General features: G+C 59.6%; 10 protein-coding genes, 1 tRNA gene and 2 rRNA genes. 10 read left to right on the forward strand and 3 right to left on the reverse strand.

Going from position 1 to position 13,669, the window contains the following annotated elements:
- The 8 genes from ACTQV4_RS02505 to tsaD form a co-directional block, all read left to right on the forward strand.
- A 23S ribosomal RNA gene (locus ACTQV4_RS02505) occupies positions 1-162 on the forward strand; the annotation flags it as partial.
- A gap of 145 nt (positions 163-307) precedes the next feature.
- Positions 308-423: ribosomal RNA gene (rrf, locus tag ACTQV4_RS02510) — 5S ribosomal RNA — on the forward strand.
- A gap of 175 nt (positions 424-598) precedes the next feature.
- The gene (gene acpS / locus ACTQV4_RS02515; RefSeq protein ID WP_154515166.1) at positions 599-1,138 is read left to right on the forward strand and encodes a holo-ACP synthase; all 540 of its coding nucleotides are present in this window, start codon (positions 599-601) and stop codon (positions 1,136-1,138) included.
- Complete coding sequence (locus ACTQV4_RS02520) at positions 1,139-2,755, forward strand: NAD(P)H-hydrate dehydratase (protein WP_441033612.1); 1,617 nt, start codon at positions 1,139-1,141, stop codon at positions 2,753-2,755.
- 2 nt (positions 2,756-2,757) lie between these two features.
- Positions 2,758-3,903: an alanine racemase gene (gene alr / locus ACTQV4_RS02525; RefSeq protein WP_441033609.1), complete on the forward strand. Its 1,146-nt coding sequence runs from the start codon at positions 2,758-2,760 to the stop codon at positions 3,901-3,903.
- An 8-nt stretch (positions 3,904-3,911) separates the two neighbouring features.
- Positions 3,912-4,532 (forward strand): uracil-DNA glycosylase, encoded by a 621-nt coding sequence (locus ACTQV4_RS02530; RefSeq protein WP_154515160.1) that lies wholly within the window; start codon positions 3,912-3,914, stop codon positions 4,530-4,532.
- Between the two features lie 12 nt (positions 4,533-4,544).
- Positions 4,545-5,051: a tRNA (adenosine(37)-N6)-threonylcarbamoyltransferase complex ATPase subunit type 1 TsaE gene (gene tsaE / locus ACTQV4_RS02535; protein WP_427794389.1), complete on the forward strand. Its 507-nt coding sequence runs from the start codon at positions 4,545-4,547 to the stop codon at positions 5,049-5,051.
- Entirely contained in the window at positions 5,038-7,422 is a 2,385-nt protein-coding gene (tsaD, locus tag ACTQV4_RS02540; protein WP_441569238.1) for a tRNA (adenosine(37)-N6)-threonylcarbamoyltransferase complex transferase subunit TsaD, read from the forward strand. The genes tsaE and tsaD overlap by 14 nt, the downstream gene beginning before the upstream one ends.
- Before the next feature lie 164 nt (positions 7,423-7,586).
- Here tsaD and ACTQV4_RS02545 read toward each other — a convergent pair whose 3' ends face one another.
- Together ACTQV4_RS02545 and ACTQV4_RS02550 are read right to left on the reverse strand one after the other, a co-directional pair.
- Positions 7,587-8,078, reverse strand: coding sequence for a type II toxin-antitoxin system RelE/ParE family toxin (locus tag ACTQV4_RS02545; RefSeq protein WP_441569239.1), 492 nt, complete (start codon positions 8,076-8,078; stop codon positions 7,587-7,589).
- Positions 7,969-8,244, reverse strand: a complete 276-nt coding sequence (locus tag ACTQV4_RS02550; protein ID WP_441569240.1) for a type II toxin-antitoxin system Phd/YefM family antitoxin — start codon at positions 8,242-8,244, stop codon at positions 7,969-7,971. The genes ACTQV4_RS02545 and ACTQV4_RS02550 overlap by 110 nt, the downstream gene beginning before the upstream one ends.
- A gap of 593 nt (positions 8,245-8,837) precedes the next feature.
- Between ACTQV4_RS02550 and ACTQV4_RS02555 the strand changes: the two genes are divergently transcribed.
- Together ACTQV4_RS02555 and ACTQV4_RS02560 are read left to right on the forward strand one after the other, a co-directional pair.
- On the forward strand, positions 8,838-10,727 hold the full coding sequence (locus ACTQV4_RS02555; RefSeq protein WP_441033601.1) for a carbon starvation CstA family protein: 1,890 nt from the start codon (positions 8,838-8,840) through the stop codon (positions 10,725-10,727).
- A gap of 183 nt (positions 10,728-10,910) precedes the next feature.
- The gene (locus tag ACTQV4_RS02560) at positions 10,911-13,073 is read left to right on the forward strand and encodes a hypothetical protein (protein ID WP_441569241.1); all 2,163 of its coding nucleotides are present in this window, start codon (positions 10,911-10,913) and stop codon (positions 13,071-13,073) included.
- A 517-nt stretch (positions 13,074-13,590) separates the two neighbouring features.
- Here the strand turns inward: ACTQV4_RS02560 and ACTQV4_RS02565 are convergent.
- Positions 13,591-13,665 (reverse strand) — tRNA-Gln (locus ACTQV4_RS02565).
- Between the last annotated feature and the right edge of the window lie 4 nt (positions 13,666-13,669).

Below are 13,669 nucleotides of genomic sequence, written 5' to 3' on the forward strand. Positions count from 1 at the left end.
CGGCGCGGATAACCGCTGAAGGCATCTAAGCGGGAAGCCGTTCCAGGGATTAGTTCTCCTTCCGGTAAGGGCCCAGGTAGACTACCTGGTCGATAGACGGCAGGTGCAAGGGCGGCGACGCCCTCAGCCGAGCCGCACTAATCGCCCGAGCTCTTCCGGAACCGCACCTCGCGGCCCGCGGGACTGAGCGCTCACGCGCGGTCCGGGCACGAGGATGCCCCCGAGTCACTCCCCCCTATGCGCCATGCGGCCCCCAGGGCACGTGTATGAGACACCCGGGCACCGTAACGGTGGGCGCCGCCCACCGGTCAGCGGCCAGAGCATGGGGGGCACGCCCGGTCCCGTTCCGAACCCGGAAGCTAAGCCCCATCGCGCCGAGAGTACTGCGGGGCCAGCCCGTGGGAGGCCAGGGCGCCGCTGACCGGTGGACGGCACCGAGCCGTGCGCTTGGACTGAGAAGGGGGAGGCCTCGCGGCCTCCCCCTTTTTCGTTTCTCAGGCAATTTGTCTCACATAGTAGCTGTGTTTTATAACCCTCGTTTGTCGCATCTTCTTTGAACGGGCTACAATATCGTAGTCTGTGTAGCATGGAGGTGAACATGGCTGAAGCTGGTATCGGCGTTGATATCGTCGAGATTTCCCGAATGAAATCAATCCTTGAGAAGACGCCCTCGTTTGCCCGGCGCGTGTTTACCGATGAAGAGCGTGCGTATTGCGATGCGTCGTCTCGCCCTGCCGCTCATTATGCCAGCCGCTTTGCCTCTCGCGAAGCGGTACTTAAGGCACTTGGAACGGGGTTTAGTCAGGGCGTTGGACGTAAGGACGTTTCCGTAACACGCGATAGGCTCGGCAAGCCAAAGGCTCTGCTTTCTGGTCGCGCTCTCGAAATCGCCCAGGATTTGGGTGTTGTCGAGGTTGCTCTTTCTATTACCCTTACGGGTGACTTGGCTGTCGCTAATGCCATCGCGATCACCGAGGATGCTCGACCTAAGCCTAAGGAAGAAAAAATGAGCACCAAGGAGCGCGTTGCCCAGACATTTAAAGAGGCTCGTTCTGTATTGGATGAGCTTGAACAGCTGCAACAATCTGCTTTGTCGGAGCATTTGATTGATAATCCGCAAGATACGCAAGGAGCATAGATGAAACCGGTTTTGAGTACCGAGGAAGTCGTTCGCCTCGAGGATATCATCGAGCGCGAGGGCACCTCGAAGGCCGAGCTCATGGAGTTGGCAGGTGAATTTGCCGCCAACGAGATTTTAAAGCTCAACCCTGATCGCGTTCTTGTGCTGGTCGGCTTTGGCAATAACGGCGGTGATGGTTGGGTCGCTGCGGATATCCTGACCCATAAGGGCGTTGATGTTGATATCGTTTCTCCAGTTGAGCCGGATGAGATTCCTGCTGCCCTTGCTCGTCACGTTGCCCGTCGCACCGCCGGTCGCGACGTTCATGTGTGCGTTGGGCCTTCGCGAGACGAGCTAGAGGTTCTCATTAACAAAGCGGATGTCGTGGTCGATGCTATTTTTGGTACCGGTTTTCACGGCAACCTTCGTGCGCCGTTTTCTATTTGGATTCCTACGGTTAACGAGTGCGCCGATCACGTTGTTTCTATCGATGTTCCCTCGGGCCTGAATGCCGAGACGGGCGTTGTGGATGACGACTGCATCCGTGCCGAGCGTACCGTGACGATGATTGCCCCTAAGATCGGCCTCTACAGCGCTGACGGTCCGGAGTATGCTGGCGACCTGGTGTGTGGCGGTCTGTACGACCGCCTCGACGAAGTCATCGATGATGTCGATCATGCTGCCGAGATCGTTGAGCCCGGTGATCTGGTGGACTTCTTTGCCCCGCTGCCCACGAATATCGATAAGTATTCGCGCGGCTCTGCGCTCATCGTTGCCGGGTCGGCACAATATCCTGGTGCCGCCATCATGGCCGCAAAGTCTGCCGCTCGTGCTGGTGCCGGTTATGTGGCCGTTGCGACGCCCGATGCGTGCGCCAACCTTATTCGTATGGCGCTCCCGTCGATTCCCGTTTTCGCCATTCCGTCTGATTCCCGTGGATCTTTTGGTGCCGCTGCGCGTATGACAGTGTGCGAGATTGCTAAGAAGTACAGCTGCGTTGTGTGCGGGCCTGGCATGACGACGTCTGCCGGATCGATGCAAGTCGTTTCGGGCCTGCTTGAGCTCGATGTGCCGCTTATCCTAGATGCAGATGCGCTCAACTGCCTTGCCAAGATTGCAATCGACGGCATCGACAGTAATCCCGAAATGTACCGTCGCGAGCAGCCGCTCGTTATGACGCCGCATTATCGCGAGCTTTCGCGTCTCGTTGCCGGCGACGAGGTCAATGATCTTGGCACTGCGATTGCCGCTGCTCAAAAGATTGTCTGGGCTGCCGGTTCCGATAATCTCGTTGTTATCGCTAAGGGCCCGACGACGGCCATTTGCGGCGTCGAGCGCGTGCTGCTGCCGCTTTCGGGCCCGGCGTCGTTGGCGACCGCTGGCTCGGGTGATGTCCTCGCAGGTATCCTTGCAGGAACGCTTGCGACCATGCGTGACGAGATGGACCGTTGGGAGCTGCTGTACTCGTATGCCGTCGCACTCCACAGCTATGCCGGCTTTGCTGCGGCGACGGAGTATGGCGAGAAGAGCGTTATCGCGACCGATCTTATCGACTTGATCGGTCCCGCCATGGAATTGGCGGCAAAGGATGCGCTCGACGATCTGGGAATCATGGACGAAGGGTCGGATGACTAATCATGAATAAAGCCGATTTGACGCGTTGGTCCTGGGTCGAGATCGACCGCGGGGCGCTCCGCCGCAATACGAGGGCCTATAAGAACTTGCTAGATCCGCGTCAGCGCCTGTGCTGCGTGGTTAAAGCCGATGCTTATGGTCATGGAGCCGTCGAGTGCGCCAAGATCATGTATTCGGCCGGTGCCGACATGTTTGCCGTGGCGACGGTCAGCGAGGGTATTGAGTTGCGCCAGGGCGGAATCACCAAGCCCATCCTGATTCTAAGCGAGCCTCCCATCGAGGCTATTCCTTCATTGCTCGAGTTCGATATCATGCCCTCGGTCTATACGTCCGATTTTGCTCTTGCGTATGGTGAATGTGCCGTCGCGGCGGGCAAGGTGGGCAAGTATCATCTTGCCATCGAGACGGGTATGAACCGCATCGGCGTTCACTACACGCAAGTGCTCGACTTTGTCCGCGGTATTAATTTCCATCGCGGTATTCAGTGCGACGGCGTATTTACGCACTTTGCCACGGCCGACGAACCATCGGGTTGGGACTACAAGCTGCAGTGCCAGCGCTTTATCGAGGCCGTTCAGGCCATTAAGGATGCGGGTTTTGAGTGCGGTATCGTGCACTGTGCCAACACGCCGTCCTCGATGCTCGACCCCTCGATGCATTTTGATATGATTCGCGCTGGCGTTGGCTTGTATGGCATGCAGCCGTGCGAGCTGAGCGGCCGCGTGATGCAGCTTGATCCCGTTATGAGCGTTCATGCGCGCGTGACGCGCGTGGCGCATCCTGCGATGGGCGAGGGCGTAGGCTACGGTTTTACCTACCGCGTACCGCGCACACGCGTTCAGATCTGCACGCTGCCGATCGGATATGCCGACGGCCTTTCGCGCACGCTTTCCAATCGTATGGACGTGCTGTATCGCGGTGAGCGCGTGCGTCAGGTCGGAAATATCTGCATGGATCAGTTTATGGTTGCCATTCAGTCCAACCCGGCTCACGAGATTCCCGAGGCCGAACATGGCGACGAGATGATAATTATCGGTCGCGATGGCGATGCCGAGATTAGCATGGATGAGATGGCGCGCCTGCGCGGCACGATTAACTACGAGGTCGCCTGCGGCTTTGGCATGCGTCTCGACAAGGTCTACGTGTAGGGGCCGCTATGGGCGTTATGCACATCCCCGGCCATAGCCATCAGGCGCCGCGCGAAGTTGCACTCGAGGAGATCGAGGCCGTCCTGGGTGATTGCCGCCTTTGCCAGCTTTACCAGTCGCGCCACAATATCGTGTTTGGGGTGGGAAACCCCCGCGCTCGCGTGATGTTTATTGGTGAAGCGCCGGGCCGTAACGAGGATTTACAGGGCGAGCCCTTTGTGGGGGCGGCGGGTGAAGACCTCAACGGCATTCTGTCCCTGGCGGGCCTTAAGCGTGAAGATGTCTATATCGCCAATGTGCTTAAATGTCGCCCGCCGGGAAACCGCAATCCGCGTCCCGAGGAAGTGCTTGCTTGCTCACCGTTTTTGCGCGAGCAGATTCGAAGCATCTGGCCCGATATCATCGTGACGCTCGGCAATCCCGCAACGCACTTTGTGCTCAAGACCGAGATTGGCATTACCAAGCTGCGCGGCAGGTTCCATCAGATGGGGCACTTTGTGGTGATGCCGACGTTTCATCCCGCGGCGGCGCTGCGCAATCCGGCGTGGCAGGAGTTGCTGGAGGAAGACTTTAAGATGCTGGGCGACTATCTGGTGCGACACCCCGCGCCAGAGGGCGCCTCGGAATAATAAGGAGCGTATATGTCCCTGGAGCGCCTGGGGCTAGGTACCTACAAAACGGCTCGTACTGCCGATACGGAGCATTTTGGCGAGTTGGTCGCACCGTGTCTAGAAAATGGCGATGTGCTGATACTGACCGGCGGCTTGGGCGTGGGAAAGACCCACTTTACCAAGGGCGTCTCGCGCGGCTTGGGCGATGAGCATATGGTCACGAGTCCTACGTTCGCGCTCATGGCCGTTCACGACCAGGGGCGTATTCCGCTGTTCCATTTTGATCTGTACCGCTTGGAGCATGCCTACGAGCTCGAGGATACGGGCATTTTTGACGTGCTCGGCTATGAGGGCGCTTGCCTGTTGGAATGGGGCGAGCAGTTTCAGGACGAGCTGACGGATGAGTATCTCTCGGTGACGCTTAGGCGCGATGAGGACGATAGCGACGTGCGAACGATCGCGCTCGAGGCGCACGGCGAGCGTGCGACGGAGCTTTTCGATTTGATTGATAAGGCTGTACAAGATGAGCTTGCATAACGACAACGCGCTGGTAGTGGCGCTCGATACTTCGACCGACATGCTTGCCTGCGCGGCAAGCTGGATTGATGAGCAGACGGGCGAGGCGAAGCTGGTGAGCGGGGACCATCTGTGTCGTCGCCATGCCAACGTGGAACTTGTGAATACCGTCGATGACGTGTTGGCGCAGGCCGGGCTGAATCGCGGCGATGTCGGCTGTTATGTGGTTGGACGCGGCCCGGGTTCGTTTACGGGCGTTCGCATTGGCATCTCGACCGCTAAGGGTCTGGCGCGCGGTGCCAACGTGCCGTTGCTGGGCGTGTCGACACTTGACGCTTGCGCCTGGACGGCGTGGAAGGCTGGCGTGCGCGGCAAGCTTGGTGTTCTTGCCGACGCCATGCGTGGCGAGGTGTATCCGGCTCTGTACGTGCTGGGGGACGAAGGTCCCGAGCGTCTGTTTGAACGCGAACACGTGGTCAAAGCCGCCGTGGCGCTTGATGAGTGGCGCCAGGCCGCGGACTGGAGCCAGGTTAAGCTGACTGGTGACGGTCTCGTACGTTATGGCAAGCTGCTGAGTGAGGACGAGACTGCGCGCTGCGTGGAGCGAGACCTGTGGTGGCCCTCGGGCGAGGGCCTTCTGATGGCGCACGCCGCGGGCGACGGTAATCCGGCTCGCGTTTTGCCGATCTACACGCGTCTTTCGGATGCCGAGGAAAATGAGCGCAAGCGCCTTGGGCTTGCCGAGAGCGCCCAGAGCGAGATTACGGGTGTTGCCGAGGAGCTCGCCGGCCGCCATCTGCAGTTCCGTCCCATGGGCGCGGCGGATGCCGAGGGCGCGAGCGCATTGGAGGCCGCCTGCTTTGAAGGCGCCGGACACGAGGCGTGGACGCCGGGCATGTTCCTGTCCGAGCTGGGCGAGGGCGTTGCCGCGCCGCGTAGCTGGTGGGTGGCGCACGACGACGGTCAGCTGCTGGGACTTGCCGGCGGCATGGTCGTCGACGGTGACGTTCAGATTATGGACGTCGCGGTTGATCCTGCTCATCGTCGCGAGGGCATCGCCCGCAAGCTGATGTCGCACGTGAGCTATGACGCCCAGATGCTCGGCTGCACCACTGCTTCGCTTGAGGTTGAGGACGGCAACGAGGGTGCGATTGCGCTCTATAGCGCCTTGGGCTTTACCGAGGCGGGTCGTCGCCGTGGCTACTACGGCGTCGGCAAGGATGCCATCGTCATGACGGCGTCGCTGCCCCTGGTGCTTCCTCTCGACAATGCCTCGCCCGAGCCAACGGCTGCCGAGCAGCGCGTCTGGCCGCTGCCTGAGCCCGAGCGCACCGCCGAGGAGCGTGCCGAAATCGAGCGCCGTCGCCTAGTTCTTGCCATCGAGAGCTCTTGCGACGAGACGGCTGTGGCGATTATCGATGCGGACGGCAATATGCTGGCCAACCAGGTGTCGACGCAGATTGATTTTCATGCTCGCTTTGGTGGCGTGGTGCCCGAGATCGCCTCGCGCAAGCATGTCGAGGTGATTGTGAGTGTCGTAGATGCGGCGCTTGAAGATGCCGCGGTATCGCTTGGCCTTGAGGGCGGAGCGATTGCGCCAAGTGAGCTTGCCGCCGTGGGTGTGACGCAGGGCCCGGGCCTGGTGGGTGCCCTGGTGGTGGGCGTCGCCTTTGCCAAGGGCTTTGCGTATGCTGCCGGTAAACCGCTCGTGTGCGTCAATCATCTGGAGGGTCACCTGTTCGCCAACCTGCTGGCGCAGCCCGACCTTAAGCCGCCGTTTATCTTTACGCTTGTCTCGGGTGGGCACACCATGCTCGTGCACGTAAAGGCATGGGGCGACTACGAGGTGCTTGGCGAGACGCTGGACGACGCCGTGGGCGAAGCCTTCGACAAGGTTGCCAAGGCGCTGGGCCTGGGCTATCCCGGCGGTCCCATCATCTCCAAGCTCGCCGAGACGGGCAATCCCCGCGCGATCGATTTTCCCCGTGCGCTTAACAGCAGGGGAGACTATCGATTCTCGCTTTCGGGCCTCAAGACGGCGGTGACGCTCTATATTGAGCAGGAGACCAAGGCTGGGCGCACGATTCACCTGCCCGACCTTGCGGCCTCGTTTGAGGCGGCGGTCTTTGACGTGCAGTACAAGAAGGCCAAGAACGCCCTGCACGCCACCGGGTGCAAGGAGTATTGCATCGGCGGCGGCGTCTCGGCCAACCCGCATCTGCGCGAGATGATGATTAAGAAACTCGGGCGTCAGGGGATTCGCGTAACGGTGCCGCCTCTCTCGGCCTGTACTGACAACGCCGCCATGATTGCGGAGGTCGCTCGCCGCATATTCGACCGAGGTGAAATCTCGCCGTTCGACGTCGACGCCGATCCAAACATGACGCTGTAGTCGTATGGGTGCGGTCCCCGACCGGAGGGGCCGGATATAAGGTTTCCTGCTCTACAGTCCTGCGCAAGACGAAGGCCACATTAAGTGGCCTTCTTTGCGTGCGGAACTCGCGATAAACCTTATATCCGGCCCCTCCGGTCGGGGACCTTTCTGTATCGATGCAGCTACTGAGCTGGATCGGCGTCGACAACGTCCAGCAAGGTTAGCCGGCCTGCGTCGAATTTACGGCGTGCTTTAGCTGAAAGAAACCTACCTGATAATCGACTCAATATCTCGGCTTTTATATAGCAGTCGGCGGACTTCCATGACGTCGTCGATGACGACATAAAAAACATGTAGTTGCCAACGTAGAAGCGGTAATACGGGTGCAACCGTCTTCTTATCGAAGGGTGTGTTGGTGACATGGTTGGATTCTTGAGATGCTCGAGTATGCCTGCTTCAACATTGTCGACAAGCCTATGTGCTGCAGCGGGGTTATTGAGATCAAAGGCGATATATGACGCTGCTTGGCTGAGGTCCTTCCAAAATAGGGGAAGATAGCGGAGCTTATAGTGCCTGTTCAGCGAGACCGCCGTCGAGCATTTTTCTGACAGAGCCAAAGACATCGTCGTGTGTATAGCGAAGTTGCATGCTGGCAGCCTGACGATCAGCGGCATCAAGTGCGCTCTCGATTGTATTGCTCAGTGACTTGTACTGCTCAAAGCTCATGACGACCATAGAGCCCCGCCCGTTTTTAGTTAGAAAAACCGGACCCTCCTGTTCGACTTCGCGTTCAACATCCGGGTAGTGATTTCTAAGATCTGAGACTGGCCTAATATTCACAGTACCTCCTGAGCTATCAGGATATTATCGTAATTATGATAACAGAGTTGAGATTTGGGATGGGAACTCCTCGGGGGCGGGGCGGGCGCCTGCCGCCATATGTGAACTTTATCGCGAGTTCCGCACGAACAGGAGGCCACTTAATGTGGCCTCCGTCGTGAGCAGGACTGTCCGAGCAGGAAAGTTCACATATGGCGGCAGGCGCCCGCCCCGCCCCCGAGGAGCATCTCTCAAGCAAAAACTGTCGTTCGGTAAAGTCCGAGGTCAGTGACGTTTTATACCGAGAAATTCAAATAAAGTTGAAAATTCATTACATATTTGCGTTGACTTTAGGCAACTAAAGTTTCATACTCCTTTTCATCCACTGGGGGATGTGAACACGCACGGATCGTTCGCATCATGATTGAAGAGGATTTCTTAGACATGTTCACGCATCAGCTAAACATTATCAGCGTAGTAATTATCTGATGCGGGTTAGCACATACAGCTAGCCCGTACGATAACGGGCGGCTGATGAAGATGAGGGCCGTCGAGCGCAACCGACGGCCCTCATTTTTTATGTCTAGGAAGTTCTTTTTAGAGGAGGAAATGTAATGAACGGAGTTTTGCTCATGGTTGTGGCCGCAGCGGTGCTCACCTGCGGCTATCTGGGCTACGGCCGCTGGCTGGCTAACAAGTGGGGCGTTGATAAAGAGGCTCTCACGCCTGCCAAGCGCATGAAGGACGGCAAGAGCTTCTCGCCCGTCTCCGCCTTCACCGCGTTCTCGCATCAGTTCAGCTCGATCTGCGGTGCTGGCCCTGTTACGGGTACGATCGTCGCCATGGCCTTCGGCTGGCTGCCCGTCGTGCTCTGGGTCCTCGTCGGCGGCATCTTCTTTGGCGCCGTTCACGACTTTGGCGCCCTGTACGCTTCGATGAAGAACAACGGCAAGTCCTTGGCTCAGCTCATCGAGAAGTACATCGGCAAGACCGGCCGTCGCCTGTTCCTGCTGTTCTGCTGGCTGTTCTGCATCATCGTCATCGCCGCTTTTACCGACATGGTCTGCAAGACGTTCATGTTCACCCCGGTCGTTGACGCCTCTGGCGCTGCCACCGGTGCCATCGACTTCACCAAGTCCTATGCCGCTGGCTGCGCTGGCACCATCTCCATCCTGTTCACCTTCGTCGCCATGGCCTTTGGTTGGGCTCAGAAGAAGTTCAACCTCACCGGCGCTGCCGAGTTCGTCACCGGCGTGGTGCTCATGGTCCTCATGTTCGCCGTCGGTATGCAGTTCCCGGTTTACCTGGACAAGTTCCAGTGGTTCGCCGTCGTCATGGTCTACCTGGTCTTTGCCGGTGCCATGCCCATCCAGATGCTCAAGACCCCTCGCGACTACCTCACTTCCATCATGATGATCGTCATGATTGTCTGTGCTGTCCTCGGCATCGTCGTCCTGGGCGTTAACGGCCAGGCCACCATCACCGCTCCGGTTTTCACCGGCTTTAGCAATGCCTCGGGCATGATGTTCCCGGTCCTGTTTGTCTCCGTTGCCTGCGGCGCTCTCTCCGGTTTCCACAGCCTCGTTTCTTCGGGCACCTCTTCCAAGCAGGTCGAGAAGGAGCAGGACGCCGTCAAGGTCGGTTTTGGCGCCATGATCGTCGAGTCCTTTGTCGGCATCCTCGCCATCATCGTCGCCGGCATCATGTTCTCCGACATGAACACTGCCGGTACCGGCGCCCTCAACGCCGGCGTCGCTTCCACCCCGTTCCAGATCTTCGCTGCTGGCATTTCTCGCGGTATGCAGGCCTTCGGCGTTGACGGCACGCTTGCTACCGTCTTTATGACCATGAACGTCTCCGCTCTGGCCCTGACCTCGCTCGACGCCGTCGCCCGCATCGCCCGCACCTCGTTCTCCGAGTTCTTTGCCCAGACCAACGACGCCCTGGCCATCGAGTCCAAGGCCGGTTACATGAAGGTCCTCGGCAACCCCTGGTTCGCCACGGTTATCACCCTGCTCCCCGGCCTCGCCCTCGCCTTTGGCGGCTATGCCAACATCTGGCCGCTCTTTGGTGCTTCCAACCAGCTGCTCGGCGGTATGACCATGATCACCCTTGCCGTGTTCTGCAAGTGCACCGGTCGCAAGGGCTGGATGCTCTACGTGCCCGTCGCCTTCCTGCTCTGCTGCACCTTCACCTCGCTGGTCCAGAGTGCTATGGGCTGCATGACCGCCGTCCAGGCCTACGGCTTCTTCGGTACCATCCCGGCTACCGCCACTACGGCCGCAGTCTCCGTCGCCGCCACCAAGGGCCTGCAGCTCGTCTTTGCCGTCCTGCTGATGGTCCTGGGCCTCATCGTTGCCGTCAACTGCCTCAAGGAACTCTTCGGCAAGGAGGCCGGTTCCATGCCCGACGAGGAGCCCGAGTGGTCCGAGATGGGCAAGGCCGAGTATGGTCGCGCGGCTGCTGCTGAGGCTCCCGCAGGCGCCGAGGCCGCCAAGGCCTAATCGACCTAAGGGATTGAACGTCACATCTATATGACTCGGAAAGGCCGGGTCCGCAACTGCGCGGGCTCGGCCTTTTTTCCTTGCAAAAGCTAGTGTGCCCGGGTGTTCTCGCAGATGTTTTGCGTGGATAGGGGCGTGCGTTGTACCATATAGACGTATATGTGTACATATGAAAGGGGCCCCGTGGCCAAGACGGTATATTCCGATAACCAAAACAACGTCGATGCCCTGGCTGAGCGTCTGAGCAGCCAGACGTCGCTTTCTGCCGAGCGTGCCAAGCTGGTTGCCTACGACCTGCTCTGCCGCAAGGCGCTCAAGATCAAGTCGAGCGCGCTGGCACAGATTTTCCGTTCCGTCGATAAGGAATGTGACACCAAGGCGATGCGCGATGAGCTTATCGCGGCAAAGATTGTTACCAAGATCGAGGGCAGCGGCATTAACGGGCGCCCAGCGTTCTATACCATTAATGCCGAGATTCGCGATGTCCAGGAGCAGCCTGCCGAGGCTGCCGAAGAGGCCGTCGAGGACGTTGTCGAGGCGCCTGCTGCGGTGGAAACGGCTCCGCGCGAGAACGTCGACACCGATGAGCTGCTTGACGAGAGCGTCGTTCGCGCCTTTACGGCCAAGGCGGGCCGCGGCGGTTTTGGCGGGGGCGGTAAACGCGATGCGCAGCGCCGTGCCCAGCAGGAGCGCTTCCGTCGCGCCGTGGCTCAAAAGGATGCTACGGATGTCGAGCTCGTCGAGGATGAGGCTGTTGCCGAGCCGCAGTGCGCCGCTGAGGTCCAGGAGCCCAAGCGTCGCCGCGGTGCTCACTTTAAGGCCGAGCAGGGAGGTGTTGTGTGCGACGTTCAGGAGTCCGTCGAGGCTGCTGGTGCACCCGAGGAGCCCGTCAAGAAGGCTCCGGGTTCATGCCGTCCCGGACGCGGCTTTATGGGCCGTGCGTATCCCGCAAGGCGTCAAGAAAAGACCGACCAGGCTCCCGCTGCACCAGCGGAGAAGGCTGAGAAGGCTGCCGAGTCGATGGTCCGTGAACAGAAGCCTGTTGAGCCGCGGCCTGCGGGCGATGTCGAGCCCCGAGGCCAGCAGTCTGCGGGCGAGAAAGCGGGGGAGAGCGCTTCGAGCAAGCCTCGCCGTCGTCGTCACCGTGGCGGCCGTGGCTCAAATGCCGAATCCGTGGCCGAGCAGGCAGCGGGGCAAAACAAGGATGCGAAGGCTGAGATCCCGGCGGAGCAGCCCAAGCGCCAGCCAGTAAAGGGGGGCAAGCCTGAGCGTTCGCAAAAGGGCTCGTCCGCGCCAAAGCAAGAGCGCAATACTCGGACAGATTCCAAGTGCAAATCCCAGACGCAGCCCAAACCGACTGCAAACGATGCGACCGCCCAGCAGCCTGAGTCGACCGCTCATGGCGAGGTTTCGGCGTTTGCTCTGGCCCGTGTCCTGGGCAGGCAGCTGCTCAAGGTCGTTCCCACGCCTGCTGCACTCTCCAAGATTAAGGAGCAACAGACTCAAATCGTTAAGGTTGAGGGCAAGGACGGCAAAAAGGTTTCGCAGCGCACTCAGCACAACGAGATTTCCAACCGCAAGATTGCCGAGGAGATTGCGACCATCCAGGCTTGGATTGAGCAGAATCGCGGCGCCGACACGCCGGTCGCCTCGCGTCGCCAGCGCGCCTACCAGATTTTTAACGATGAGAAGGCCTTTGACGGCAAGCACGGCGAGCGCTTGATTCGGCGTATGACCGAAAAGGGTATCAGCATGCAGGCGATTAAGGTCGCCCCCAACCGCCCCGTGCACTTTACGGGTTTCTTTACGCTGGGCGCCGACAAGCCGTTCATTATGGTCGAGAACCTAGACACCTATGACGAGATCGTCAAGCTCTTGCGCGGCCGCAAGCACGCTAAGCTTTTTGGCACCAAGGTGGGTGGCGTGATCTTTGGCGGTGGCTGCAAGGCGAGCGTCTCGCACGCACTGGATGATTATCTGGCCGAGATCGGCTATCGCTTTAACTATGTCTACTACGTGGGCGATATCGACCGAGAGGGTGCGCGCATCGTCGAGCAGGCCCGCAATGCCAATGTGGTTGAGATTCGCTTGCATGCCGGCATGTATCGTGCCATGCTCGCCGAGCACAAGCGTCGCGTGAAAGCTGGCGGCGAGTGCGAGCCTGCGGCTGCCAATCAGGGTGTGCCGCAGAATTTGGCGGCGACGATCAAGGATCTGCCTATGGTCACGCGCGTACAGTTCCGCAATGTGCTGCGCGAGGGAGGTCGCATTCCTCAGGAGATTCTGATGACCGCCGACTATCGGGATGGCGACTCGGGAAGCTTCGACCGCATGCTGAACAATTAGGGACGCGTGGCCCCGGCGGGCCGGGCATTAAGTTTGCTGCTCTACAGTCCTGCGCAAGACGAAGGCCACATTAAGTGGCCTTCTTTGCGTGCGGAACTCGCGACAAACTTAATGCCCGGCCCGCCGGGGCCACGCGCCATTTTGTAGATGACGGCTCGCTTTTCGGAACGGGGCTGATATTTCTTGATGTAAGGCGCTCTTGGTCCTTTCGGGCTTGGGGTGTCTGTCTTTTGAGGGTGGATGAGCCGGCACTTGGGGACGTTCCTTTAGTGCCGGCACTTTGGGAACGTCCCCAAGTGCCGGTTGAGATACGGAGAGCCCGTTGTTGATATGGGACGGAGGGATTCCGCGTCCGCCTGCCGGCGGCCGCGCCCCGCTGCGTCGCTCCGCTCCTTGCGTGCTGCGCTGGAAAACGCTTCGCGTTTCCTCAGCTCCGCACCCTTGCGGGTTCGAATCCCTCCGCATGCCCACAAGAAAGCGCCCCGGGCTGATGAAAGCCCGGGGCGCTCAGTTACCTTGGCTGGGACGGAGGGATTCGAACCCCCAACAGCCGGCACCAAAAACCGGAGTTCTACCGTTGAACTACGTCCCAATGT

This window comes from Collinsella sp. LCP19S3_B11, assembly GCF_052121915.1.
Lineage (GTDB): Bacteria > Actinomycetota > Coriobacteriia > Coriobacteriales > Coriobacteriaceae > Collinsella.